This is a genomic window from Citrobacter sp. BDA59-3 (assembly GCF_015167655.1).
Taxonomy (GTDB): domain Bacteria; phylum Pseudomonadota; class Gammaproteobacteria; order Enterobacterales; family Enterobacteriaceae; genus Phytobacter; species Phytobacter diazotrophicus.
Map to the genome: position 1 here is coordinate 2,744,822 of NZ_CP063427.1, position 25,820 is coordinate 2,770,641.

At 55.9% G+C, this 25,820-nt stretch carries 22 protein-coding genes; 16 read left to right on the forward strand and 6 right to left on the reverse strand.

Annotated elements, in window-relative coordinates; translation table 11 throughout:
* Positions 1 to 99: 99 nt before the first annotated feature.
* The 6 genes from IP582_RS12865 to IP582_RS12890 are packed head-to-tail and all read left to right on the forward strand — an operon-like array spanning position 100 to position 5,802.
* Complete coding sequence (locus IP582_RS12865) at positions 100 to 798, forward strand: CoA transferase subunit A (RefSeq protein ID WP_039078996.1); 699 nt, start codon at positions 100 to 102, stop codon at positions 796 to 798.
* A gap of 9 nt (positions 799 to 807) precedes the next feature.
* Positions 808 to 1,464, forward strand: coding sequence for a CoA transferase subunit B (locus IP582_RS12870; protein WP_193793389.1), 657 nt, complete (start codon positions 808 to 810; stop codon positions 1,462 to 1,464).
* Between the two features lie 11 nt (positions 1,465 to 1,475).
* A complete protein-coding gene (locus tag IP582_RS12875) occupies positions 1,476 to 2,657 on the forward strand; it encodes an acetyl-CoA C-acetyltransferase (protein WP_193793390.1) in 1,182 nt (393 codons plus the stop codon).
* 11 nt (positions 2,658 to 2,668) lie between these two features.
* Positions 2,669 to 3,586: a 3-hydroxyacyl-CoA dehydrogenase family protein gene (locus tag IP582_RS12880; RefSeq protein ID WP_193793391.1), complete on the forward strand. Its 918-nt coding sequence runs from the start codon at positions 2,669 to 2,671 to the stop codon at positions 3,584 to 3,586.
* A 40-nt stretch (positions 3,587 to 3,626) separates the two neighbouring features.
* Positions 3,627 to 5,021, forward strand: coding sequence for a GntP family permease (locus IP582_RS12885; RefSeq protein WP_228007885.1), 1,395 nt, complete (start codon positions 3,627 to 3,629; stop codon positions 5,019 to 5,021).
* Positions 5,022 to 5,031: 10 nt separating this feature from the next.
* The gene (locus tag IP582_RS12890; protein WP_193793392.1) at positions 5,032 to 5,802 is read left to right on the forward strand and encodes a 3-hydroxybutyrate dehydrogenase; all 771 of its coding nucleotides are present in this window, start codon (positions 5,032 to 5,034) and stop codon (positions 5,800 to 5,802) included.
* 40 nt (positions 5,803 to 5,842) lie between these two features.
* On the opposite strand, the gene IP582_RS12895 is transcribed toward IP582_RS12890, so the two are convergent.
* Genes IP582_RS12895 through IP582_RS12905 form a run of 3 tightly spaced genes read right to left on the reverse strand, consistent with a single transcriptional unit; the run spans position 5,843 to position 7,012 of the window.
* Positions 5,843 to 6,262 carry a YeeE/YedE family protein gene (locus IP582_RS12895; RefSeq protein ID WP_193793393.1) on the reverse strand — a complete coding sequence of 140 codons (420 nt, stop codon included), beginning with the start codon at positions 6,260 to 6,262 and terminating at the stop codon, positions 5,843 to 5,845.
* A gap of 19 nt (positions 6,263 to 6,281) precedes the next feature.
* Positions 6,282 to 6,713, reverse strand: coding sequence for a YeeE/YedE family protein (locus IP582_RS12900; RefSeq protein ID WP_193793394.1), 432 nt, complete (start codon positions 6,711 to 6,713; stop codon positions 6,282 to 6,284).
* Complete coding sequence (locus IP582_RS12905; protein ID WP_039078988.1) at positions 6,710 to 7,012, reverse strand: metalloregulator ArsR/SmtB family transcription factor; 303 nt, start codon at positions 7,010 to 7,012, stop codon at positions 6,710 to 6,712. The genes IP582_RS12900 and IP582_RS12905 overlap by 4 nt, the downstream gene beginning before the upstream one ends.
* A 332-nt stretch (positions 7,013 to 7,344) precedes the next feature.
* On the opposite strand from IP582_RS12905, the gene IP582_RS12910 reads away from it, so the two are divergent.
* Complete coding sequence (locus IP582_RS12910; RefSeq protein ID WP_228007886.1) at positions 7,345 to 7,896, forward strand: cytochrome b; 552 nt, start codon at positions 7,345 to 7,347, stop codon at positions 7,894 to 7,896.
* A 54-nt stretch (positions 7,897 to 7,950) separates the two neighbouring features.
* Here IP582_RS12910 and IP582_RS12915 read toward each other — a convergent pair whose 3' ends face one another.
* Entirely contained in the window at positions 7,951 to 8,709 is a 759-nt protein-coding gene (locus IP582_RS12915) for a DeoR/GlpR family DNA-binding transcription regulator (RefSeq protein WP_193793396.1), read from the reverse strand.
* An 87-nt stretch (positions 8,710 to 8,796) separates the two neighbouring features.
* Here IP582_RS12915 and IP582_RS12920 point away from each other — a divergent pair, with 87 nt between their 5' ends.
* From IP582_RS12920 to IP582_RS12950, 7 genes are all read left to right on the forward strand, one after another.
* A complete protein-coding gene (locus IP582_RS12920) occupies positions 8,797 to 9,381 on the forward strand; it encodes an NUDIX domain-containing protein (protein ID WP_178107404.1) in 585 nt (194 codons plus the stop codon).
* A gap of 7 nt (positions 9,382 to 9,388) precedes the next feature.
* Positions 9,389 to 9,751 (forward strand): NUDIX hydrolase, encoded by a 363-nt coding sequence (locus IP582_RS12925; protein ID WP_193793397.1) that lies wholly within the window; start codon positions 9,389 to 9,391, stop codon positions 9,749 to 9,751.
* A gap of 180 nt (positions 9,752 to 9,931) precedes the next feature.
* Positions 9,932 to 11,719, forward strand: coding sequence for a malto-oligosyltrehalose trehalohydrolase (treZ, locus tag IP582_RS12930; RefSeq protein WP_193793398.1), 1,788 nt, complete (start codon positions 9,932 to 9,934; stop codon positions 11,717 to 11,719).
* On the forward strand, positions 11,716 to 14,253 hold the full coding sequence (treY, locus tag IP582_RS12935; RefSeq protein WP_193793399.1) for a malto-oligosyltrehalose synthase: 2,538 nt from the start codon (positions 11,716 to 11,718) through the stop codon (positions 14,251 to 14,253). Before treZ ends, treY begins: the two co-directional genes overlap by 4 nt.
* A 46-nt stretch (positions 14,254 to 14,299) precedes the next feature.
* A complete protein-coding gene (glgX, locus tag IP582_RS12940) occupies positions 14,300 to 16,375 on the forward strand; it encodes a glycogen debranching protein GlgX (RefSeq protein WP_193793400.1) in 2,076 nt (691 codons plus the stop codon).
* Between the two features lie 175 nt (positions 16,376 to 16,550).
* On the forward strand, positions 16,551 to 17,513 hold the full coding sequence (gene tehA / locus IP582_RS12945) for a dicarboxylate transporter/tellurite-resistance protein TehA (RefSeq protein ID WP_193793401.1): 963 nt from the start codon (positions 16,551 to 16,553) through the stop codon (positions 17,511 to 17,513).
* Positions 17,510 to 18,466, forward strand: a complete 957-nt coding sequence (locus IP582_RS12950) for a zinc-dependent alcohol dehydrogenase family protein (RefSeq protein WP_193793402.1) — start codon at positions 17,510 to 17,512, stop codon at positions 18,464 to 18,466. The genes tehA and IP582_RS12950 overlap by 4 nt, the downstream gene beginning before the upstream one ends.
* Before the next feature lie 14 nt (positions 18,467 to 18,480).
* Here IP582_RS12950 and IP582_RS12955 read toward each other — a convergent pair whose 3' ends face one another.
* Positions 18,481 to 19,815 (reverse strand): PLP-dependent aminotransferase family protein, encoded by a 1,335-nt coding sequence (locus IP582_RS12955; RefSeq protein ID WP_193793403.1) that lies wholly within the window; start codon positions 19,813 to 19,815, stop codon positions 18,481 to 18,483.
* Positions 19,816 to 19,974: 159 nt separating this feature from the next.
* Between IP582_RS12955 and IP582_RS12960 the strand changes: the two genes are divergently transcribed.
* Entirely contained in the window at positions 19,975 to 20,796 is an 822-nt protein-coding gene (locus IP582_RS12960) for a DMT family transporter (RefSeq protein ID WP_255520050.1), read from the forward strand.
* Positions 20,797 to 20,857: 61 nt separating this feature from the next.
* Positions 20,858 to 21,748, forward strand: a complete 891-nt coding sequence (locus IP582_RS12965; protein WP_193793405.1) for a dihydrodipicolinate synthase family protein — start codon at positions 20,858 to 20,860, stop codon at positions 21,746 to 21,748.
* Between the two features lie 46 nt (positions 21,749 to 21,794).
* Here IP582_RS12965 and IP582_RS12970 read toward each other — a convergent pair whose 3' ends face one another.
* Positions 21,795 to 25,817 carry a DUF4157 domain-containing protein gene (locus IP582_RS12970; RefSeq protein ID WP_193793406.1) on the reverse strand — a complete coding sequence of 1,341 codons (4,023 nt, stop codon included), beginning with the start codon at positions 25,815 to 25,817 and terminating at the stop codon, positions 21,795 to 21,797.
* Positions 25,818 to 25,820: the final 3 nt, after the last annotated feature.

Below are 25,820 nucleotides of genomic sequence, written 5' to 3' on the forward strand. Positions count from 1 at the left end.
ATTAATAAGAAAAGCAAATCAATCCGTCACAAAATCAAAATTAACAAATCATTTTTCGCCCCGGATGATGCCGCAAAAGGACAACACAGGGGCAAGCGAATGGCTGGACTGGATAAACGCGTCGCAAGTTATCAAGAGGCGCTCGAGGGGCTTAGCAACAACATGACGGTACTGGCAGGCGGCTTTGGCCTGTGCGGTATTCCGGAAAATCTGATCGCTGAAATCCGCCGCCGCGATGTACACGGCCTGACGGTGGTTTCCAATAACTGCGGTGTCGATGGCTTCGGCCTTGGCGTCCTGCTGGAAAGCCGCCAGGTCCGTAAAGTCATCGCCTCTTACGTTGGCGAAAATGCCCTTTTTGAAGAGCTGGTGATCAAAGGGGAGCTTGAAGTGGAGCTGACGCCGCAGGGCAGCCTGGCCGAGAAGATCCGCGCTGGCGGTGCCGGTATTCCGGCCTTTTTCACCGCCACCGGTTATGGCACCCCTGTCGCCGAGGGCAAAGAGGTGCGTGAATTCGCCGGTCGCCCGTACATTCTGGAAGGCGCGATTACCGGCGATTTCGCCATCGTTAAAGGCTGGAAGGCCGACTGGTATGGCAATGTCATCTATCGCCACACGGCGCAAAATTTCAACCCGCTGATGGCCACCGCCGGAAAAATAACCGTGGTGGAGGTGGAAGAGATTGTGCCGCCAGGAGAACTCGACCCCGCCGCCATTCACACCCCCGGAATCTATGTGGATCGACTGATTCAGGGCCGATTCGAAAAACGTATTGAACAGCGCACGCTGCGCGCATAAGGAGCCGATATGTTGACACGTGAACAGATGGCGCAGCGCGTAGCGCGCGAACTGCGTGATGGCTACTACGTCAATCTGGGTATTGGTATCCCAACACTGGTAGCGAACTTCGTCCCGCCTGGCGTTGATGTGATGCTGCAATCCGAAAACGGCTTGCTCGGTATGGGGGCGTTTCCCGCCGAAGCTGAGTTAGATGCCGACATGATCAATGCCGGAAAACAGACGGTGACCGCCAGACCCGGCGCGGCCATTTTCGACTCGGCGCAGTCCTTCGCCATGATCCGTGGCGGCCACGTGGATTTAACCGTTCTTGGCGCTTTTGAAGTGGATGTCGACGGTAATATCGCCTCGTGGATGATCCCCGGAAAAATGGTGAAAGGCATGGGCGGCGCGATGGATCTGGTGGCGGGCGCGGAAAACATTATCGTGGTGATGACCCATGCCTCAAAAAGCGGTGAGTCCAAACTATTGGATCACTGCACCCTTCCGCTGACCGGGGCGAACTGCATTCGCCGAGTTCTCACTGACCTGGCCTATCTGGAAATTGAAAATGGGGCGTTCGTGCTTAAAGAGCGCGCGCCGGGCGTCAGCGTGGACGAGATCGTCAGCAAAACTGCCGGGCGCCTCATCGTGCCTGATGTGGTCCCCGAGATGCGTTTTCAATGAGGAGCGAACAGATGCAGGACGTGGTAATTGTCGCAGCAACCCGCACGCCCACCGGTAATTTTCATGGCGCGCTGGCCCCACTCCCGGCGGTTGAGCTTGGCGTCGTCGTGGTGAAAGCGTTGCTGGAAAAGAGCGGAATTCGTCCCGACCAGGTCGACGAGGTCATTTTTGGCCAGGTGTTAAGTGCGGGCTGCGGGCAAAACCCGGCGCGGCAGACGGCGTTGCAGGCGGGGATCCCGGTGACCACACCCGCGGTGACCATCAACCAGGTTTGTGGCTCCGGGCTCAAAGCGGTGTTGCAGGCGGTGCAGGCGATCCGCAGCGGCGATGCGCACATTGTGGTCGCCGGCGGTCAGGAAAGTATGAGTAACGCGCCCTATCTGCTGGACGGCGCGCGCGCCGGGTTACGCCTTGGTCACAGCAATATGCTTGATAGCGTGATTCACGACGGTTTGTGGGATGCGTTCAACGACTACCACATGGGCATTACAGCGGAAAACCTCGCAGAAAAATACGCGATTGACCGTGCGCGTCAGGATGCCTTTGCTCTTACCTCACAGCAAAAAGCGGTCGCTGCCCGTGAAGCCGGACGATTCAGCGCAGAAATCACCCCTGTTAGCGTTCCGCGCGGCAAAAAAGAGCCGCTTGTGGTCAGCCAGGATGAGCCGCCGCGCCCGGAAACCTCGCTGGAATTATTAAACCGTCTGCGCCCGGCGTTTCGTCCGGATGGCGGAACGGTGACGGCGGGCAACGCGTCATCACTCAACGACGGTGCCGCGGCTGTGCTGGTGATGAGTGCGGAGAAAGCCCGCGAGCTTAACCTTACCCCAATGGCCCACATTGCCGGCTATGCGGTGGCGGGTGTTGATCCGGCGGTAATGGGGCTTGGCCCGGTTCCGGCAACGCGTGCGGCCCTGAAACGCGCAGGCTGGGATATCAACGACCTTGATCTGATTGAAGCTAACGAAGCTTTTGCCGTCCAGGCGCTGGCCGTCGGCGACGAACTGGGCTGGAACAGCGAGCGCGTCAATGTGAATGGCGGCGCGATCGCCCTCGGTCATCCGATTGGCGCGTCGGGCTGTCGCATTCTGGTCACGCTCCTGCATGAAATGCAGCGCCGTGATGCACATAAAGGGCTGGCGACGCTTTGCGTCGGCGGCGGTCAGGGCGTCGCGCTGGCGGTGGCCCGATGAAGGAGAACAGCATGCAGCAGACCGTGGTCATCGGCGCAGGCCTGATGGGGATCGGCATTGCCACCCACTTCGCCCGCTTTCATCAGGACGTTCTGATCTACGATACCGACCCGGCTCGTCTGGCAGAAGTGGCAGGTGCCGCGAGCGCCATCCTCAGCGAACTGCGGGACGCCGGGCAATTCAGCGACACAGACAAACCGGCGACGCTGGCGCGGCTTCACGTGACAACGTCACTTGACGATCTTGCGGATGCCCGCCTGCTTATCGAGGCAATTCCTGAACGTCTGGAGCTTAAACACGCGCTTTATGCCGAGCTGGAAAAACGCATTGCCCCAGAGGCGATCATTGCCAGTAATACCAGCGGCCTGCCACCGGATGCGCTGGCGGCAAAACTGGCGCATCCCTCGCGTCTGCTGATCGCCCATTTCTGGAACCCGCCCCACTTTATTCCTCTGGTCGAAGTGGTTCCCGGCAGCCAGACCGATCCGCAGTACGTTGAGACGGTGTATCAGCTTTTACGCCGCCTTGAACTGGAGGCGGTAAAGCTTGACCGCGCCGCTCCCGGTTTTATCGGCAACCGCCTGCAGTTTGCCCTGCTACGGGAAGCCTTACACATCGTCCACAGCGGCATTGCCAGCGCCGGGGTGGTGGATCAGGTGATGCGTGCGTCGCTTGGTCGGCGCTATGCCATGGTGGGCCCACTGGAAGCGGCGGATATGACCGGCCTTAACACCGTACTGGACATCTATCGCCACCTGCTACCAGAGCTTGCCCAGGGCGATGCGATGCTCGATCTGATCAAGGAAAAAACGCAACGCGGCGATACCGGCGAGCGTAGCGGAGACGGATTTTATCACTGGGATGAGGCGCGACGCGTACGCATCCAACAACGACGCGCCTGGCAACTGCGTCATGCCCTAAAGCCTTAATGACCGGTTCTGTCCCCTACAAAAACAAGATTCAGGAGTCATGATGAGCGTAATAATTGCCCTGGCTGCACTGGCCTTGCTGATGGTCGCGGCTTATCGCGGCTACAGCGTGATTTTGTTCGCCCCGATTGCCGCGTTAGGCGCCGTGCTTCTGACCGATCCCGGCGCGGTTGGCCCGGCCTTTACCGGCCTGTTTATGGAGAAGATGGTCGGGTTCGTTAAACTCTACTTCCCGGTCTTTTTACTCGGCGCGGTATTTGGCAAGCTGATCGAGCTTTCGGGTTTTTCCCGTTCGATTGTCGCCGCAGCAATCCAGTTATTAGGCCGTCGCCATGCCATCCCGGTGATTGTGCTGGTATGTGCGCTCCTGACCTATGGCGGGGTCTCCCTGTTTGTGGTGGCGTTTGCGGTTTATCCATTTGCGGCAGAACTGTTCCGTCAGAGTGGTATTCCGAAACGGCTTATCCCCGCCACCATCGCACTCGGCGCATTCAGCTTCACAATGGATGCCCTGCCCGGTACGCCGCAGATTCAGAACATCATCCCAACCAGTTTCTTCGGCACCAACGCATGGGCCGCTCCCTGGCTTGGTATGATCGGCTCGCTATTTATTATTGTGGTCGGCCTTTTTTATCTCGAACGTCAGCGGCGCAAAGCGCAGGCTAATAATGAAGGTTACGGCACCGACTTACAAAATGAGCCGGAAACGCCGGATAACATCAACCTGCCTAACCCGATTATCGCGATTGCGCCGTTGATTCTGGTGGGCGTTTTCAATTTGCTGTTTACCCGCTGGATCCCGGTCTGGTATGGCGCCACGCATGAACTGACGCTCCCCGGACTGGCGAAACCTATTGTCACCGAGGTGGGTAAAATTAACGCCATCTGGGCGGTGGAAGCGGCCCTGTGCGCAGGTATTTTGATGGTGGTGATCTGCGGCTTTCGCAATATTCGCGGACGGCTGGCAGAAGGCAGCAAAACGGCCGTGGGTGGCGCCATTCTGGCGGCAATGAACACTGCATCTGAATATGGATTTGGCGCAGTCATCGCCGCTCTGCCAGGCTTTCTGGTGTTATCCAAAGGACTGGCGGCGATCCCCAATCCGCTGTTGAACGAAGCCATCAGCGTCACGGTGCTGGCCGGGATCACCGGCTCCGCGTCCGGGGGGATGAGTATTGCGCTGGCGGCCATGGCCGATACGTTCGTTGCCGCCGCTCATGCGGCCCACATTCCACTGGAGGTGTTGCACCGCGTGGCATCAATGGCCAGCGGCGGTATGGATACCCTTCCGCATAATGGCGCGGTTATCACCCTGCTCGCCATTACGGGTTTATCGCACCGACAGGCGTATGGCGGCATTTTCGCCATCACCCTGATTAAAAGTCTGGCGGTCCTGTTTGTGATCGGCGTGTTCTACATGACCGGTATTGTTTAAGGAGAACAAGATGCATCTGAACGGTAAAGTCGCGCTGGTAACGGGCTCCACCAGCGGCATTGGTCTGGGGATTGCCTGCGCGCTGGCAGAAGCGGGCGCAGAGCTTATTCTCAACGGTTTTGGCGAGGTAGATCGCGCCAAAGAGAAAGTCGCTCGCTATGGGGCCAGGCCCGGTTATCACGACGCGGATCTTAGCGACCCGGCGCAAATTGAAACTATGATGCAGTATGCGGAAAGGGAGTATGGCGGCGTGGATATTCTGGTCAATAACGCCGGGATCCAGCATGTCGCTCCTGTCGAACAGTTCCCGGTCGAAAAGTGGAACGCTATCCTGGCGATCAATCTGTCGTCGGTCTTTCACACCAGCCGCCTGGCGCTACCTGGAATGAAAGAGCGCAACTGGGGGCGCATTATCAATATTGCCTCGGTGCACGGTCTGGTGGCCTCGAAAGAGAAATCCGCCTATGTCGCCGCCAAGCACGCGGTGGTCGGCCTGACGAAAGTGATCGCCCTGGAAAACGCCCAGACCAACATCACCTGTAATGCCCTGTGCCCCGGCTGGGTGCTGACACCGCTCGTACAACAGCAGATTGATCAGCGCATTGCCTCCGGGATCGCCCCCGACGTGGCTCGCGACTCACTGCTTGGCGAGAAGCAGCCCTCCGGTGAGTTTGTCACCCCGGAACAACTGGGCGCGCTGGCTCTCTTTTTATGCAGTGACGCCGCGTCCCAGGTTCGCGGCGCGGCATGGAATATGGACGGCGGTTGGGTCGCTCAGTGATCGCAAAAGGCTCGTCCCCATGCGCGGGACGAGCCTGTGACTAACGATGCCTGTACACTTCAATCCCCTGAAAAAGCAGCATCCCGGCAAGCATGGCCAGCACGAAGATTAGCCCCTGAGTGAAACCGGCCCCCAGCAGCACCAGCCCGGGGCCGGGGCAGATACCCGCCAGCCCCCAGCCAGTGCCAAATAACAGCGACCCACCCACCAGACGTTTATCAATGTGACTGGAGGTGGGCAGATGCATCTTATCGCCACACAATGGCCGTTTGCGTCTGGCCGCCGCGCGAAAGGCAAAGAAGCCAACGCTAATGGCCCCACCCATCACAAAGGCCAGCGAGGGATCCCACACGCGGGTGATATCCAGAAAACCAATGACTTTTGCCGGATTGGCCATACCGCCGACAATCAGCCCGATACCAAACAGCAGACCCGACAATAAGGCAAAAACTTTATTCATCAGAGCACTCCTTTTACGCTCAGCCACGCCAGAAACCGACCAGCCACACGGTAATAAACGCGGCCGCCATAAAGATCAGCGTGGCGATCAGTGAACGCACCGACAGACGCGACAGGCCGCACACACCGTGGCCGCTGGTACAGCCGGAACCGTAACGTGTTCCTACCCCGACAAGAAGACCGGCCACGACCAGCATCGGCCAGGACGCCGTGATGCTCACCGCTGGCAGCGGCGCCGCCAGACGCCAGAGCACCGGGGAAAGCACCATGCCGAGCAGAAACGCTATTCGCCAGCCCTTATCGTTATTTGCCCGCGATAGCACGCCGCCGAGAATGCCGCTGATCCCGGCGACCCGTCCGCAAAACAGAATCAGCATTGATGCTGCCGCCCCAATCACCGCCCCACCAATGGCGCATTCCAGCGGCGTGAAGTGTGTCCAGTCAATCATCATTCTCCCTCCTCATTTTCCGGTGTCGGGCAATAGAGTGTGTAAAGGGTGTTGAGCAATGTCAGCACATCCGGTGCCGCGACCCGGTAGAAGATCTGCTTTCCTTCGCGCCGGGTTTCCACCAGTTGCTGGCGACGCAGCACCCCCAGTTGTTGTGAGAGTGTCGGCTGCGTAATGCCCAGCGCCTGTTCTATCTCACCCACGGACGCTTCGCCCTGGCTCAGATGGCACAGCAACAGCAGGCGGTCTTCATTGGCCATCGATTTCAGCACCCCTGCCGCTTTGGCGGCAGCAGCGTACATATGTTGTTTATCGGGTGTCTTCACGGGTGACTTACCTTTATCTACAACCGCACACAATATACTTTTTAATATATTATTAAATTATATATTGTTCAATGGCATTTTGGGCCAGCAGAAACACCCTCACTGCTGCCTCAACAACCCATGAAATACACAATTCTCCCCATTGTCGGGCTTTGTTACAGATAAAAAAAGCAGGTCGAGGATTTACTAAAATAGATTAAAAACAGCAGGATAATAAGCATTCAGACTGTTATGAGACGGTGCCATTAATGTCGGCTTAAGGTTGTTTATTTATATCTGGTTCACCGTTATCTATGAGGGACATTCCGGTGAAAAATACATTTGCTCGCAGTCAGCGCATCATGCACTGGCTGGTGTTATTGATGATTGTTATCGCCTACGCGGCAATGGAATTAAAAGGCTTTACCACTAAGGGCAGTGCGCCGCGCGCGTTGCTGGTTCTCACCCATTACACAGCGGGGGTAAGCGTGCTGGTATTAATGGTGGTGCGTGTTGGTCTGAAACTCACCCATCATGATCCGGAGATTATTCCGCAGCCGCCGCGCTGGCAGACCATCTCCGCCAAAGCGGTACACGGTTTGCTTTATCTGATGTTTTTAAGTTTGCCGCTGCTCGGTGTGCTTTCACTCTATGTCGGGCAGGTGGAGTGGTCATTTTTGGGCCTGCAAATGCCCATCGCCGCGGCGAAAAACCCGGAGCTTCAGCACAGCCTGAAATCGGTCCATGAATTGATCGCCAACGCCGGTTATTTCCTGGTGGGCCTGCATGCCGCCGCCGCGCTGTTCCATCACTACATTGTTCGCGATAATACCCTTGAGAGGATGCTGCCTTTTATGCACCCACGCGCTAACCGGAAATAGTATCGGCTAACAGGGCTCATCACTTTCTGTCGCAGAAGGGTGATGAGCCCTGTTTCAGTCTGCCTTCACCACCACAACACCGGCCTTTTCAAGCGCGGCGATTAGCCCGGCATCGGCCTCTTCTTCCACCACCATCGTATTCACCATCGCTAACTCACCGATGACATAAGAAGAGGCCGCATTTATTTTTTCTGCGGATGCCAGCACGATGGTCTCTGCCGCACGGCGGGAGAATGCCCGTTTGACGCTGGCTTCTTCGTAATCGCCGGTGGTCAGCCCCGCCTCGGCATGTATTCCCGTTACCCCCATAAAAAACAGATCCGCATGGACAGCGGAAATCCCTTCGATAGCGGCAGTTCCGGTAGTGACAACCGAGTGTTTAAAGAGCTTTCCACCAATCAGAATGACATCGATGCACGGATGTTCCACCAGCGCGAGGGCAATGCTCGGGCTATGGGTTACGACGGTAATGTGCAAATCCGGCGGCAAGAAGGTGATCAGCTCCGCCGTCGTCGTCCCGCCATCAATAATCACTACCTGGCCTGGCAGGATAAGTTCAGCCCCCTTCTGCGCCACCCGCTTTTTCGAATCCAGGCGCAGAGATTTGCGCTCGGCGAAGGTGGCTGTCGCTCCCGACGCGGGAAGTGCCCCGCCGTGGACGCGCTGTAATTCCCCCTCTGCCGCCAGTTCACGCAGGTCACGGCGAATGGTGTCTTCCGATACCGCAAATTGCGTGCTGAGTGCTTTCGACAGCACCTGTCCTTCACGGGCGAGTTGTTCGAGGATAAGACGCTTGCGTTGGCTGGTAAGCATGAGGCTATTCCTGTTTTTGCACGATTGATCTTGATAATGCACGAAATTGCTGTTTATGATGCCTACTCTACGTATGGAGGTGGTATTGTGCAATCAAAACGTGCAGAAGTACGCATTGAGGACAGCAAAATCCTGTCCGACGACTGGTATACGCTCACCAAATATACCTTTGACCTGCGCCGCCGCGACGGAGAGTGGCAACGACAAAATCGTGAAGTGTATGACCGCGGCAACGGCGCAACGATCCTGCTGTATAACCGCCAGAAACGGACGGTTATCCTGACACGTCAGTTTCGTTTTCCGGTCTTTATCAACGGACATGACGGTTATCTGATTGAAGCCGCCGCTGGCCTGCTCGATAACATGGATCCGGAAAACCGCATTAAAGCAGAGGCCGAAGAAGAGACCGGCTATCGCGTGGCGAATGTACAAAAGGTCTTCGAAGCCTTTATGAGCCCCGGTTCTGTCACTGAAAAACTGTTCTTTTACACCGCGGAATACCAATCGGGCGACAAAATAAGCCAGGGCGGGGGTATTGAAGCCGAAGGCGAAGACATTGAAGTCATGGAACTGACACTGGATGACGCCCTTGCGGCCATTGACAGCGGCCTTATCTGCGACGGTAAGACCATCATGCTGCTCTACCATGTCGCGCTAAAAAAAATACTGTGAGGGCATCATGAACCGACAAATCATTCTTATCGCTGGCCCTTATCGCAGTGGGACACAGGGCAAGGCTGACTTAATCGCGCAGAACCTTGCCAGGCTTGAAGAGGCCGCGCTGGCGGTCTGGCAACGCGGCCATATTCCGGTGATTGGTGAATGGTTGGCCTTGCCACTGGCAAAAGCCGCGGGTTCCACATCGCACGGTGATGAAATCTGTGAGGCGATGCTCTACCCGGTCGCGCATCGGTTGATAACCCGCTGTGACGCACTCTATCGCATTGCCGGAGAATCGCGCGGGGCGGATATGGATATCGAGGTCGCCAGACAACACGGCCTGACAATTTACCCGTCGCTGGAGAGCATTCCTGCCATTTAAGATGATCGCAGGTATCGGTCCGTATGCCGATATCTGCTGTTTTGCCGCCCCGCCTGGGCGTGACACTGTCACATCATTTTTCCCATTATCGTCTATGATCACCTTCGTATGCATTGAGGTGTCGCGTTCTTAAGGCACTTTTTGGCCATTGATCGCTTTTGCATTAAACGAGGTAACTGAATGGAGTCAACATCATTTCATAAAAGCTGGGGTGCCGAATGGCTTGGGAACGGTACCGTCCAGTTTCGTCTCTGGGCATCCGGTCAACCCGGCATCACCCTACGGCTTGCAGGTAAAGACCTGGACATGCGTCCGTGCGACGAGGGCTGGTTTGAACTTACCGTTGAAAACGTCACGCCCGGCACGGAATATCAGTATGTTCTTAACGATGGTATGACGATTCCCGACCCGGCCTCTCGCGCACAGAAAGCGGATGTCAATGGTCCGTCGCTGGTCATTGACCCCACGCAGTACCGCTGGCAGCACCCGCAGTGGCAGGGGCGTCCGTGGGAAGAAACCGTTGTATACGAACTACATATCGGCACATTTACCCCGGAAGGCACCCTCCAGGCAGCCATCAGGAAACTGCCTTATCTTGCCGAACTGGGAATTACCCAGATTGAAGTAATGCCCCTGTCGCAATTTGGCGGCAACCGGGGATGGGGCTACGATGGCGTACTGCTCTACGCACCGCATTCCGCTTACGGCACGCCGGATGATTTCCGCGCTTTTGTCGACGCCGCCCACGGTCTTGGGCTTTCTGTGGTGCTTGATATTGTGCTCAACCACTTTGGCCCGGAAGGCAATTATCTCGCCTTGCTGTCACCCGACTTCTTCGATACCTCCCGTTCCACCCCCTGGGGGGCGGGGATTGCTTATGATATGGATGCGGCCCGTCGCTATATCGCGGAAGCGCCGCTCTACTGGTTGACCGAGTTTCGCCTTGATGGATTGCGCTTCGATGCCATCGATCAGATTAAGGATAAATCCGAAAAACACATTCTCATTGAGATCGCGCAGCGCATTCGTCAACAGGTAACCGACCGTCCCGTTCACCTCACAACAGAAGACAGCCGTAACATCACCGACCTGCACCCGCGCGATGAAGACGGTTCCGTCCCGCTTTTTACCGGTGAATGGAACGACGACCTCCACAATGCGGTGCATGTGCTGGCGACGGGCGAAACCCACGCGTATTACCAGGATTTCGCAAACGCCCCTGAACAATGGGTTGCCAGAGCGCTCGCCGAAGGGTTTGCCTATCAGGGTGAAGTCTCCCCGCACAGCGGCGAACCGCGCGGTGTGGACAGTCGAAGCCAGCCCCCCACCGCCTTTGTCGATTTTATCCAGAACCACGATCAGGTGGGTAACCGCGCCTTAGGTGAACGACTGATTAGCCTCGCCGGGCCGGAACGCAGCCAGTGTCTGCTTGCTGCCCTGCTGCTCTCCCCGCACATTCCGCTGATCTTTATGGGTGAAGAGTATGGCGAGACGCGGCCTTTCCTGTTCTTTACCGATTTCCATGGCGATCTCGCCCGCGCTGTACGCGAAGGCCGCGCAAACGAATTTGCCGGCCACTCCGGCTATGACGGTGTCGATGTCCCCGATCCCAATGACGAACGCACCTTCACGATGTCGAAACTCAACTGGCAGGCGCAGCAAAGCGCGGAAGGTAAAGCATGGCTATCTTTAACCCGTGAACTGCTGTTGCTGCGTCAGCAGTACATTGTGCCGTTACTCGCCCACGCGACGGGCCATAACGGTACGGTCGTGGATACCGCGCCCGGCTATCTCGCCGTACGCTGGACGTTCCCTGGCGGCACGTTATCGATGGCGCTCAATCTCGGCGAACAGGCCCGGCCCGCTCCCGAGCTTCCTGGCAAAACGCTGTTTGCCCGCCCCGCTATGACAACCGAACTGCCGCCACACTCGATTGTGGTTCACCTCGCGTCAGGAGATGCGCAATGACCATTCCAACGGCAACTTACCGTATTCAGTTTCGTAACGGCATGACCTTTGATCGCGCCGCGGCGCTGGTGCCCTATCTTAAACGCCTCGGCATGAGCCACCTGTATGCCTCGCCGGTTTTTACCGCCACCACAGGGTCCACCCACGGTTATGACGTAACAGACGCCAATGAAATCGACCCGGCCATTGGCGGTCGCAAGGGGTTTGATCGCATGGTCAATGCGCTTAAAGAGGCCGGGCTGGGTCTGATCCTCGACATTGTGCCAAACCATATGGCGGCATCGCTGGAAAACCGCTGGTGGCGCGATGTTATCGAACACGGTCCGCAAAGCCGTTACGCCCACCATTTTGATATCGACTGGACGCGCCCGCTGACACTGCCTTTCCTGGGCGATACCTTTGAAAATGTGCTGGCGCGTGATGAGATCCGCGTGCAGCCGGACCCGGAAACCGGACATCCCGCCTTTGCCTATTACGATAGTTTTTACCCATTGACGCCGGAAAGCTGGCAGGACGACCCCGACGCGATATTGAACCTGACGGATAAATCAGCCATCAGCGCGTTGCATGAGCGGCAACCCTGGCGACTCACCTGCTGGCGTGACGCGCCCCATTCGCTCTCCTACCGCCGCTTTTTCGAGATAACCGGTCTGGTGGGGGTACGCGTTGAAGATAAAACCGTCTTTGATGACACCCACCGGCTAATCCTCGAACTGGTGCATAGCGGCGTTGTTGACGGGCTGCGGGTCGACCATATTGACGGGCTGGCAGACCCGAAAGGCTACCTTGACCATTTGCGCCAACAGGCCGGGCCGGACTGCTATATCACCGTGGAGAAGATCCTGGGTGAAGGCGAACAGCTACCCCAAGACTGGCCCATCTCCGGGACCACCGGTTATGAATTTATCGCCGCGTTATCCGACGCACTGGTCGATGGCGACAATATGGAGACCGTGAGCCAGACCTACGAAGAGGTGCTGGGTAGAACGGTTGATATGGCAAACGAGCTGCGGGCCGCGAAGCTGCTGATGTCAGGGCGCAATTTTGAAGGGGAATTCAACACCCTGCTCAGGCTCAGCCTGGAGATTGCCACAGCGGAAGGTGTCGCGCTCGATGAAACCGCCCTCAGTACGGCGCTGCGCGAATTGCTGGTCGCCTTCCCCGTCTACCGTACCTACGGCACCGACAGTGGGCTGCCCCCGGCGGACCGTGCTCTGCTGCAAAAGGTGGCCGATTCGGTGAGAGCGCCCGGTACCCTGCCGGATCCTGAAGCGTTGGATTTCCTGCAACGGATTCTTGTTGGCGAGGTGAAGGAGAGCACCGCTCATAATGTGCTCACCTTCCGCACCCGCTTTCAGCAACTGACCGGGCCGCTGATGGCGAAATCGGTGGAAGATACCCTCTTTTTCCGTCAGCACATGGCGCTGGCGCTCAATGAAGTGGGCTCTGAACCGCTACCGCGACCGTACGCGCTGGCCGCGTTCCATGAGGCAATGCAAACCCGCCGCGAGCGACAGCCGGATGCCCTGTCGACCACCTCCACCCATGACACCAAACGGGGTGAGGATAGCCGCGCCCGGCTCTATACCCTCACCGAAGCGCCCGAACGCTGGGCGCAGTGCGTTGTTCGCTGGCGCGAAATGAACAAGTCCAAAGTGGTGCTCATTGATGACGGCGCCGCCCCGCGCTCTGGCAGCAAATGGATGATCTATCAGGCGCTGGCCGGCGCCTGGCCCGTTACATTACGCCCGGACGATCGTAAAGGCCTGAAAGCCCTGGAAGCCCGTTTTTTGCCCTATGTGGAAAAAGCGCTGCGCGAGGAGAAACTACGTACAAGCTGGGGGGACACCAACGATGCCTACGAACAGGCGGTGCTCGGCTATGTCACTCATCTGCTCTCGGCGGAAAACCAGTCGTTTCTGGTCGATTTCCACCGCTCCCTGCAACCTTTTATTCGCGCCGGACTGGTGAACAGCCTGACCCAGGCAATAATTAAGCTTACTGCGCCCGGTGTGCCGGATATTTATCAGGGGAGCGAGGCGTTTAACTTTAGCCTTGTGGATCCCGATAATCGCCGCGAACCGGATTTCTTTGCGCTGGCCAGCGCGCTTGACGATGAGGAAAAGCCACTCACTACCGACAAAGACACCTGGTTTAGCGGCAGGACGAAACAGCAGGCCATCGCACTCCTTGCCCGTTTCCGCCAGCAAAAACCGTTGCTGTTTCGCACGGGTGACTATCTGCCGCTTTCAGCGTCAGGGTCGCAGGCGAAGAATGTTATCGCCTTTGCCCGTACCACTGGCAAGGAGGCGCTGGTTGTTATTGTCCCGCGTCTGGTCTTCGATTCGCTGGCGGCTCACCCCGACCGGCTCTACCCGCCAGGGTTGGAGACAACGGTCACGCTGCCGGATGCGCTTGCCGGGCGGCGCTATCGGGATCTGTTTACCGGAAAAGAAGAAGACCTGAACGACGGCGTTAACCTGGCGTCAGGTGATGGCAGTCTGCCCGTACGCGTTTTGTATAGTTCATTTTAACCTTTTGTATTTATGGCAAAATCTTAATTCGCGGGAGAAGGAAAAAATGTCAGACGGAAAGTCATTTACCATTACGGCAGGAAATTATCACCAGCTCGGCGCTAATTACGATGGTGAGGGCGTCAACTTCGCGCTCTTTTCCGCCCACGCGCAGCGCGTTGAGCTGTGTCTCTATGCTCCCGACGGCAAACAGGAGATTGCAAGGCTCGATCTGCCGGAGTACACCCATGAAATCTGGCACGGCTACGTTCCCGGACTGAAACCCGGCGCACTGTATGGGTTTCGCGTCCACGGGCCTTACGACCCGGAAAATGGTCACCGTTTTAACCCGCATAAACTGCTGGTTGACCCGTACGCCCGCGAACTGGTTGGCAATGTGGAGTGGAATGAATCGCACTTTGCCTACGACCTGTTACATGAAGATAAAGATCTGACGTTTGATACCCGCGACAGCGGCCCCTATATGCCCAAATGCCGGGTGATCGATCCGAATGAATTTGACTGGCAGGACCAACACCGCCCGGCCATTCCCTGGTCCAGTGCGGTTATCTATGAAACGCATGTGAAGGGCTTTACCCAGCTCAACTCCGCCTTGCCGCAGGAACTGCGCGGCACCTTTGAAGGCATGGGCCACAAGGCGACGGTGGATTACATCAAAAATCTCGGCATCACCTCGGTTGAACTGCTGCCTATCCACTGGTTTCCGGATGATCAGCACCTTCTGGACAAGGGGCTGAAAAATTTCTGGGGCTATAACACCCTGGGCTTCTTTGCCCCAGCTTCGCGTTATTACGGTCCGAAAGGCATTCAGGGCGTGCGCGATATGGTCCGCGCCTTTCATGATGCCGGGATCGAAGTGATCCTCGATGTGGTCTATAACCACACGGCGGAAGGCAACGAACTGGGCCCAACGCTCTCGTTTAAGGGGATCGATAATTTCTCCTACTATCGTACCTTGCCTGAGCAACATCGCTATTACATTAACGATACCGGTACGGGTAATACGGTGAACACCTCGCATCCACGGGTGCTACAAATGGTGATGGATTCGCTGCGTTACTGGGCAGAGTCGATGCATATCGACGGCTTTCGCTTTGACCTGGGGACCATTCTGGGACGTGAACCGGAAGGCTTCGACCAGCGCGGCGGCTTTTTTGACGCCATGATGCAGGACCCTTTGCTGTCACGACTGAAATTGATTGGCGAACCCTGGGATATCGGTCCGGGCGGCTATCAGGTAGGTGGGTTCCCGCCAGGCTGGGCCGAGTGGAATGATAAATATCGCGACACGGTGCGTGAATACTGGCATGGCGATAATGTCTCCAGCGATTTCGCCGCCCGCCTGCTGGGCTCCGGCGACCTGTACGATCTGCGCGGACGTCGCCCGTGGGCCAGCGTTAACTTTATTACCGCCCATGACGGCTTCACGCTTAACGATCTGGTGTCATACAACGACAAGCACAACGAAGCCAACGGCGAAGACAACAAAGACGGCCATAACGATAACCGCTCCTGCAACTATGGCGCGGAAGGTCCAACAGAGGATGAAGGCATTAACGCCGTGCGCGAGCGGCAGAAACGTAACTTCCTTGCCACACTGTTCTTCTCTCACGGCACGCCCATGCTGCTTGCGGGCGACGAGTTTGGTCGCAGCCAGTTGGGGAACAATAACGGCTACTGTCAGGACAGTGAAATCTCATGGGTGCACTGGGATAACCTGCCGGAAACGGCCAGAACACTGCATGAGTTTACCCGCCACGTCATTAAACTTCGCGCCGACCAGCCGCTGCTGCGCCGTGAAAACTGGCGCGATGGCATGGTGATCGAGTGGTTTAACGCCGGGGGCGGTTTCCAGCAACCGGAACAGTGGGATGAGGGTTCGACGCTCGGTGTCTATATCAGTCGTCCGGACCTGCAAACGGAAAAAGGTATCTGGCATGATGTTCTGATGCTCATTAACCCGTTTGAAGGCAATGTGCCGTTTCGTATTCCGCAGTTTGGCGAAGGTGGCTGGGTGCTGGAGATTTCCACCGCAGAAAACGCCAAACGTGGGCTGGTTATCACCAAAGAGATGGATTTTGAACTGGAGGGCCGCTCTATCGTCCTGTTCAGGCGTCCATAGCGATACGCACCGTCGTTTAGGGTAAAAACACGTGACACCGTCACGTTAAAAGCCGTTCCCCTGAGCAGGCCACGCGCCTGCTCACTTTTAGCCCGCCTGCTTCCTGCTGCCGTTTACGCCCTGCCTGCAACTCTATACACTTCCAGCTTCGCACGACCATACAAGCAAAAAACAGATGAACAAAACGCATATTAACCTTCCCGCCGGTTATTTTGGCATGGTACTGGGCATTATCGGCCTGGGTTTCTCCTGGCGATTTGCCGCCACCATCTGGCCTGTCACCACCCTGCCTGCCGATGTGCTGGTCATTCTCGCTATTCTTATCTGGGCGCTGTTGATGTTTGCGTTCATCACCCGTCTGATACGCCATACAGGCACCCTGCGTGAGGAGATCGACCATCCGCTGAAAAGCAGTTTTGTCAGCCTTGCGCCTGCCACCAGTATGCTGGTTGCCATTGGCCTGACACCCTGGTGTTATACGCTTGCCCTGATCCTGTTTCTGGTTGCCGTTACCGCCCAGCTAAACTATTCCGCCTGGCAAACCGCCGGATTATGGCGCGGCACGCACCCGAAAGAGGCCACCACGCCGGGGCTGTACCTGCCTGGCGTGGCGAACAATTTTATCAGCGCCATGGCCTGTGGCGCGCTGGGCTTTACCGATGTCGGCCTGCTCTTTTTAGGCGCCGGTGTTTTCTCCTGGCTGAGTCTCGAACCGGCCATTCTGAGTCGCATGCGTAATCTGGAAGAGATGTCGCCTGCGGTTCGCACCTCGCTTGGCATTCAGATGGCCCCGGCGTTCGTTGCCTGTAGTGCCTGGCTGATGCTGAACGGCGGTCAGGCGGATGTCTTTGCCAAACTGCTCTTTGGTTATGGTCTGCTGCAAACGCTGTATATGATTCGCCTCATCCCCTGGTACAGCGCGCAGCCGTTTAATCCCTCTTTCTGGAGCTTCTCGTTCGGCGTGGTATCGCTGGCGACTACGGCCCTGAAACTGGGGCACGGCTCTCCCGACGGCGCACTGCACTGGATCGCCTTCCCGCTGTTTTTCGCCTGTAATCTGGTGATTGGGCTACTGATGGTGAAAACCTTTATGCTGCTGGTACGCGGCAAATTGATCATCCGCGAACCACACCCATGAGTGATAACACCGCCCTTATCTATCGCACCTTTGGGGCGCCAGAATCAGTGCTGTCACTGCAAAGGGTAGAGGCAGAGGAACTGACGGCTGACAGGGTGCGGGTCGCAATGGCGCTTTCCCCGGTCAATGCCTCTGATCTTATCCCCATCACCGGCGCGTATCGCCACCGGATCGCCCTGCCCGCCATTGCCGGTTATGAAGGTGTGGGCACCGTTATTCAGGCACCACCGCAGTCCGCCCATCTGCTGGGAAAACGGGTGTTGCCGCTGCGCGGACAGGGCACCTGGCAACGCCTGGTTGACTGCCCGGCGGCCTTTACCGTGCCGGTACCGGACGATATCAGCGATACGCTGGCGGCCAGGGCGTACATCAACCCGCTTGCCTCGCTGTTAATGCTTAATCTCTACCCGCCAGTTGGAAAACATGTGCTGATTACCGCCGCCGGGTCGGATTGCGCCGCTCTGCTCGGCCAGTGGGCGCTCAGGCGTGGTGCGCTGAGCGTCACGGGCGTTCATCGCTCGCCCGTTCATCGGCAAAAGCTGGCTGAATGCGGCATTCGCCCGCTTGAGGAGACGCGCGCCGCGGAAATCGAGACCCTGGCGCAAACGACAGATATTGTGTATGACGCCACCGGCGGCAAACTTGCCGACTTATTGCTCTCATCCATGCGCAAAACAGCGCTATTTGTCAGCTATGGCCTGCTTTCCGGCCAGCCTTATCGCGTTCTTCCCCACCATCCACCGACCCAGTGGTTCCATATTCGCAACGTTCTGGATGCTGTCTCAGCAGCGCAGTGGCAGGCGCTGTTTGCTGAACTCTGGACGTTACTGCGCCAAAGCCAGCTCAATGACGCCAGCCTCTTTCCGCTGGCTCACTGGCAAGAGGCCATCGCGTTGTATAAAACGCCGGGCAGGACGCGAAAACCCCTGCTCGCTTTTTCCGCTAAGGCGTAGCGTGACGTAAGAGGCTATTGGGCGTTGAAATACTCAATGGTTTCACTGACTTTGCGGGCAGCACTTTTCAGGGTATCGATATCCACCGAGCCAATAGCCATGCGCAGCGCGTGCGGTGTGTGAATGGAAGTACTGAACGGTTCGGCGGTGGTCAGTGAAATGTTCTCTTTAAGTAACGCGCTGACCACACGATCCGCGCGCACCTCTTCCTGTAACGGCAGCCAGACAAAATAAGAAGATGGATGGCTTACGCAGTGCAGCGGCGCCAGATACTCGCGCGCCACGGCCTGCCGGTAGCGGGCATCCTCCCTTTTTAACTGCTCCAGCCGCGCCACTGTGCCATCGAGCACCCAACCGCAGACAATCGCCGTCATCAGGGCGGGCGTATTCCATGTGGTTGCCCTTATGGCACGTTCAATACCCTGCTTTTTATCCGCGGGCGCGACCACCATCCCCACGCGCAGCCCGGAGGCCACATTTTTCGAAAAACCGGCCAGATAGAGGGTTCTTTCAGGCGCGTAGTGGTGGATGGGCAGCGGCGGGTTATCCACCAGCCAGACATAGGTAGCATCTTCGATAATCAGCAGGTCGTGTTCGCAGGCGATAGCGGCCATTTCGCGGCGAAACGCATCATTTGCTACCCACCCCAGAGGATTATGCAGCGTGGGCATAGTGTAAATGGCTTTCACCCGACGCTTTTTGCACAGCTTACGCAATGCCTCCGGATCCATCGCCTCCCCGCAGGCCGGTACCGCCACCAGTTCCAGATGAAACTGTTCGGCCAGCACCTTAAAGCCGGGGTAGGTCAGCGCGTCAACCGCGACCACATCACCGGGTTTGAGCAACCCCATCACCGCGACCGCCAGCCCGTGCTGCGTCCCGTTGACAATCATCAGATTCTCAGGGGCCGTCTTTACCCCGAACTGCGCCAGGTAATCAGCAAACACGCTACGTTCGCTGGTTTTCCCCCCGTGCGGCTGATAGCGCAGCAGCGATTCAATATCACCGCTGACCGAAAGCTGGCGCAGCGCGGTTCTCAGTAACTCCGCCTGTTCGGGCAGCGCCGGGTAGTTAAAGCTCAGATCAATCACATCGGAGGCGATCGCATGACGATCGATACCCTGCCCGCGCGGCAACATAATCTCTCTGACAAACGTCCCGCGCCCCGTCTCACCGCTGACCAGCCCCATGGCCTCCAGTTCCGCATAGACACGGGTCGCCGTGACCAGCGAAATATGGTGCTGCGCCGACAAAACGCGGTGGGTCGGTAACCGTGTTCCGGCTATCAGTTCACCGGATTTGATGGCCCTGGCAAACTCGTCAACGAGGCTTTTGTAGCGTGCTTTCACGATTGTATCCATGACAATAATTTGATTGTCATGAATTCTCGGCCGTATGCTCAGTGCTGTCAAACAAGTTCAGATAACAATAACGCTACATTGAGGTGCACTGTGCAAGAGAAGCAAGACAACCCGCCCCTGAGCGGCTGGATAAATGGCTTTATCGGTATGATCATTTTTAGCGGTTCGCTTCCGGCCACCCGCGCCGCGGTGCTGGATTTCGATCCCCTGTTTCTCACCGTCGCCCGCGCCTCTATCGCCGGTCTGCTGGCCTTATTTCTGGTCATCACCCTGCGGGGAAAACGCCCGAACGGCGCCCAGGTTCTCTCGCTGATGGTGGTCGCACTTGGTGTGGTGGTTGGCTTTCCTCTGCTTACCGCCTTTGCCCTGCAACATGTAACCTCGGCGCACTCCATCGTATTTCTCGGACTGCTGCCGCTCGCTACCGCCATTTTCGGCGTCCTGCGCGGCGGTGAAAGGCCACGTCCGGCCTTCTGGATTTTTTCAGGTCTGGGCAGTTTACTGGTGACCGGGTTTGCCTTAAGTCAGGACATTACCGTTTCGGCGGTGGGCGATTTACTGATGCTGGCGGCGGTCGTTGTCTGCGGCCTGGGCTATGCTGAAGGTGCCCGCTTAACGCGAGTACTCGGCGGCTGGCAGGTGATCAGTTGGGCGCTCATCATTGCGCTACCGTTAATGTTAACCGTTGCCGTGTTAACCCGCCCGGCCAGCTTTTCAGGGATCAGCGAACCCGCATGGTTTTCATTGGGTTATGTCTCATTGTTCAGCATGCTGATTGGTTTCGTGTTCTGGTATAAAGGGCTGGCGCAAGGGGGCATCGCCGCTGTCGGGCAGCTACAGCTCCTGCAACCCTTTTTTGCACTGGCGCTGGCAGCGACGTTTTTACAAGAGTCCGTCAGCGTCATGATGATCCTGGTCACTATGGGGGTCATTGTTTGCGTGGCAGGATCACGCAGGTTTGCACGTTAACCGGTTTATCTGAGCACTTATGCCCCGATATAAGTGCCTTTTTCACGGCAGGAGGAGCAGTATGCTAAGAGGTCTGAGTGCCTTTCCACTCACCCCTATTACCAACAACAACGTGGATGAAGCCGCGTTTGTTCATCTGATTACTAACCTTGTCGCAGCGGGCGTGGACTCCATCGGCGCAGTGGGCTCGACAGGCAGCTATGCCTACCTCACGCGCGATGAGCGTCGCCGCGTAGCAGAGCTGGCCGTCCAGCACGCCGAAGGGATTCCGGTGCTGGTGAGCATCGGCGCGATCCGCCTGGACGATGTGCTGGCCATTGCCGAAGACGCACAGCGCGCCGGGGTGAAAGCCGTTATGATGGCCCCGGTCTCCTATCAACAGCTTAATGCGGAAGAGGTTTATACACTCTACGAAACCGTCACCCGCCACCTTTCCGTGCCGCTGTGTCTCTACGATAACCCGGCGACCACCGGTTTTGCCTTTACGGATGACTTACTCGTTGAGATTGCCTCGCTTTCCGCCGTCTCTTCAATCAAGCTTTCTGCGGTCTCAACCGATCCCACGAAAGGCAAAGAGCGCCTTGACGATTTACGCGCACGCATTCCTGCGTCCGTCACCATTGGGATCAGCGGCGACTGGCAGGCAGCAACCGGCTTTGCGGCTGGGTGCGATGTCTGGTATTCGGTGATTGGCGGGCTTTTCCCACAGGTAAGCCTGGCCCTCACCCGCGCCGCGCGGGCGGGGAATCATCGGCTTGCAGGCGAACTGTCCGACCAGCTAGAACCGCTGTGGCAACTGTTTCGTATTCACCGCAGCCTGCGAGTGATGGCGGCGGCGGCGGAAATCATGGGCGTGGTCGGCCCTTCCTGTCTGCCTTTTCCTCTGCGCCCACTGGCAGGCGAAGACAAAGAGCACCTGCACGCGGTCCTCAAGTCCACCGGCCTGGTGTAGCGTTTTCTACGGGCAGGCCTGCGCGTCGGTCTGCCCGTTTATGATGTCAATGGAACGTCTTAAGCGCCGCTCGTACCTGTTCTTGTAATACTTTCACCACCGGCCCCCTGCCACTTTCCGGGCTGATTGTCAGATAGATTTTGATAGCCTGCGCCAGTAATTTCAGGTTCGCTTCGGATTTATCGTTATGGAAGGCTGCAAGCGCGTTATCGACACTTTGGATATTTTTACGGACGGTCTTACCAAATAATCCACTGGTGGTTGAATAGGATATAAAGTCAGCAGGGCTCATTACCCCTGCAAGACCCGCCATCACGATATTGTCTTGCGCAATTGCCTTCTCCAGCGTCTCACTGGCCATCTCAAGTGATTGTTCAAGAGCCTGTGTATCAGGAAAATGCAGTCTTTGGGCCTGATTTTTACTTTCATCCACTTTGGCCAGTGGCAATGCCAGTCCATTCTCTTCCAGGATAGCGGGATTTATCTTTGCCAGTTTTTCCATTTTACCGATATTAATTTGAATATCTTTTGTTAATTGTTCTTCTTTATATACCAGGGCTTCATATTGCTCTTTTAATAATTCAAGACCAAATTTTTCATTAAATTCCAACAGCCGCTGATTGACATCTGTACTGTTCATACCTTCGTGAATGGTATTGAAATAGATAACTTTCCGGCTCATTAACTTGATATATTTTTCTTTGATGGCTTCGCGCTTTTTGGCGGCAACAACACTCTCCTGCTTTAATGCTTTTAATAGCAGCTCCACCTCTTCTCTTTCACGATTGAGCATTGCTTTGCGGATATCGCCGCTACCGCCTATTGTGCGGTTGCTTTTTAATAAGGATTGCTCCTCTTCGCCTTTGATTTCACGATAGTCTGGCGAATTGAGTTTATTGCCTTCTATACCCAGATGTTCCGGCGTCTCGGGGACCATCTTATCGTTATTGTCGCCAATTTTACCTGTCAACTCGTAATTCCCCATCCGCCACTCGGCAGCCGTATATTCAAACAGGGTTTTGTTAATGAAATAAAGTGCTTTGGCTTTAATAACCACGCCGATAGAGGCAACGGCTTCCGGCTTAAAACTGTAGTCAATAATTAACGGTTTAATGGCATCGAATGTCCGTTTTTTGCGATTAAATTTCGCGGCTCCCTGCAGACCCGCATTACTGTGTAACATGGCCTTCCCTTGTGCAAAGAAACCGGCACTCAGCGCGGCGATAACCTGTGAGCCGATATTCGCCCCCAGCTCGGCGCGCAGCAAAATAGCGCCGCTAAATTTCGCATGATCGCCTACCGACCAGACCCCCTCTTGACCTTTGGCATTAAGCAGAATATCAATGTCCAGATTCGCATCTGCGCCCAGGGAGCCATAAACCTCAAGGCCAGGGAATACGGGGAATATCATGGAAACATGCAGCGGCAAACCGACCGCGAGCTCCTGTAGCGAAAGTGATTTTTTATAGCCAATCTCACCAAACATCTGTTCAAGATTTAGCCGGGCGCTAGCCCCAAATGCGGAAAACCTTATCTCATCCAGCTTCGGTTTGAATGATCTGATGGTTAAGCCTGTTTTATTCAGGTTAACCCCTTCCACTTTGAAAGCCACGGAGCCGAAGGGAAGAAAATCCATCAATCCACTATTAAAATCGGGAACAAAATCGGTCATTTCCTTGCCATTACTGTTCTCGCTGGCGGGTAGTAGCTTAAGTGTTGCGCTCTCCACGGAAAACCCGTCTTTATCGACCTGCCCATTCTGAATATCCAGACCAAATAGCGACGTTGTGACATCAGCCGATGCGAGCGATCCTTTAAATCCGTCAGCATCAAAACCAATTTCTAACTGTTTCGCCTTCCCTTTGACTTTTGCCCGCTCGAGCGTTGCATTACTGGAAAGCGTCATGGATTCACCGTTTTGCTTAATCAACAGTTGCAATTGATCCAGCGTAAACCCGTCGAATAAAGTGATCTTATCCGGTCCTTTCACAATAGCGGTGGCAAAGCTAATTCCATTTTCGTCAATGGTGACATTGCTGACGCTGCCTTCAACACCAATGGATTTAATAAGCAGTTTTGCTGATTTCATTGAAAAACGTTTCTGATCATGGTTATAACCTAAATCAGTCGCGGCAAAGCTAAACGCGTCATAATTGGCCGTAATCTGCCCATCATAAATTTCGATATGCGTTATTTTCTCTTTGCTGTCATAACTTATTTTCGCGCTTCCCTGTGCATTAACCTCAGAGAAGAGCATTTTTAACGTCGCATCAACACTAGCAGACCAATGACCGGGCTCTGCTGTGGCTTCGCCTTTTATGTGTTCAAGTATGATCTTTTCACCCAGCAGACGAATATTTTGCCCCGTAATATCTCCGCTGCCTTTTACCAATCCTTCCTTGATCTGCAACTGCGCGATTGTTGCTTTAATATCCAGTTGGGTCAGTTTTTCGAGATTGAGCTGGGCTTTCTCCAGCATAAAACCATCGTTGTTACTCAACTGCGCCTTTTCTATTGTGACCAGGCCTGCGCTCTCTTTAAAATTTGTCATACTCCCCTGTTCAAACGTCCCATCGGCGGCCAGATTCAGTGTAAGATGCGCATCCGCTTCCCAGTCATAAATCTTAAGCCCGGCTTTTTGCGCCTCGAAAATCGCCCCCTGTGCTTTTTTATATTCCGCCGTAACGTTCGTTGCGGAAACGGTACCGTTACCAAGAGAAAATTCCTGCAACGAAAAGGCCAGTTCATCCAGACCCTCATTACTGACGCTCAGCGACGTCATATGCAATTGACGTACAACAAAAAAATCACCGCCAAATACAATTTTATTAACCAGTGAAATCGGTTCTCTGGCTTGTAAAATCGCGCCGCCTTCCCAGGGCAGAATTAATGTCAGCTTACCGTCCTCACCATAGCTGCCCTGGTAATCAAACAGGCGATATCCCAGCGCGAAGGTGGCATGCAAACCGCCTTTTTGTTCGTCTTTATCCTCATCTTTTTTCTGGGTGTTTTTCAGGCCAATCGAGCCTACTTTCAGCCAGATGATATGCAAATCGATACTGGCGAGATCTTTCTTGCGCTCCTCTGGGGTGGTGGCTTTTTTGTCTTCGTGGGTGGATTCTGTCTTTTCGCCTCCCCACCACGTGGAATAAATATGTTTCCCTAAGTTAAAAACGCTGGTGACCGGGTTTTTAACTGCCTGAATAATCATTTGCAGATAGTCCAGTACCGTACGCAACCGCCCCACGGCTCCGTCGCCATCGGCGGCGACCAGTAGCGTGTGGCTGTAATTCACTATTGTCTCGTTCGGTAAATAGGTCGCCACTTTCCCGGTGAGAAACAAAATCCCGGTTTTGACGGGCGCGGGAATGGCATCCCAGATATTAATAGCGATAGTCAACGCATTGGCGAACGTCGTCACTTTACCCACAATTTGGGTAAAGGTTTCAAGACGGGTCAATAGATAGAGTGTTCCCGTATCGGCAAGCGTCAACAGACCATTCAGCCCAAGCGTTTTGAACTGTGAATTCAGAAGCGACCACGTAAAATCGGACACCACACTGCGCTGCATCACTGCGTTCTCGCCCTGCCACGCATAACGCTGTATCGTGCCGGAGCCCGCAGGCGTCCGGTTGTCAGCGAGATGACGGACGCTGCCGGAGGCCTGTGCCTGTTTACCCAGTTGTGTTGCCTCGGCCTCCAGCCCTGGATCGTCATTTAGCGCCGCGCCCTTCATCTGGCGTGTCGCACTCACCCTTCCTTGCGCCTGCTGCACAACATGCCCCAGTTCATGGGGTAGATGGTGTTCCTGACCAGGCGCCAGGTGAACATCGCTCCCCTGCGCATAGGCGTGGGCGCCATACTGCTCGGGTTTGTCCGAGTTGTAATGCACCCTTACATGGTCCAGCGACATGCCGGATACCCCCTCCATGCCGGTTTTCAATTTGCCGGGGATGCCCGTTTTTGCCGATGAACGATTATCCTGTAACGCGGGGCGCACCGGATGTTGCGCCGCCTGCTGGTGCGGCTTTCCCGAGGCTTCTGCGCGACGTTGCGTGTACTTTGCCATGGT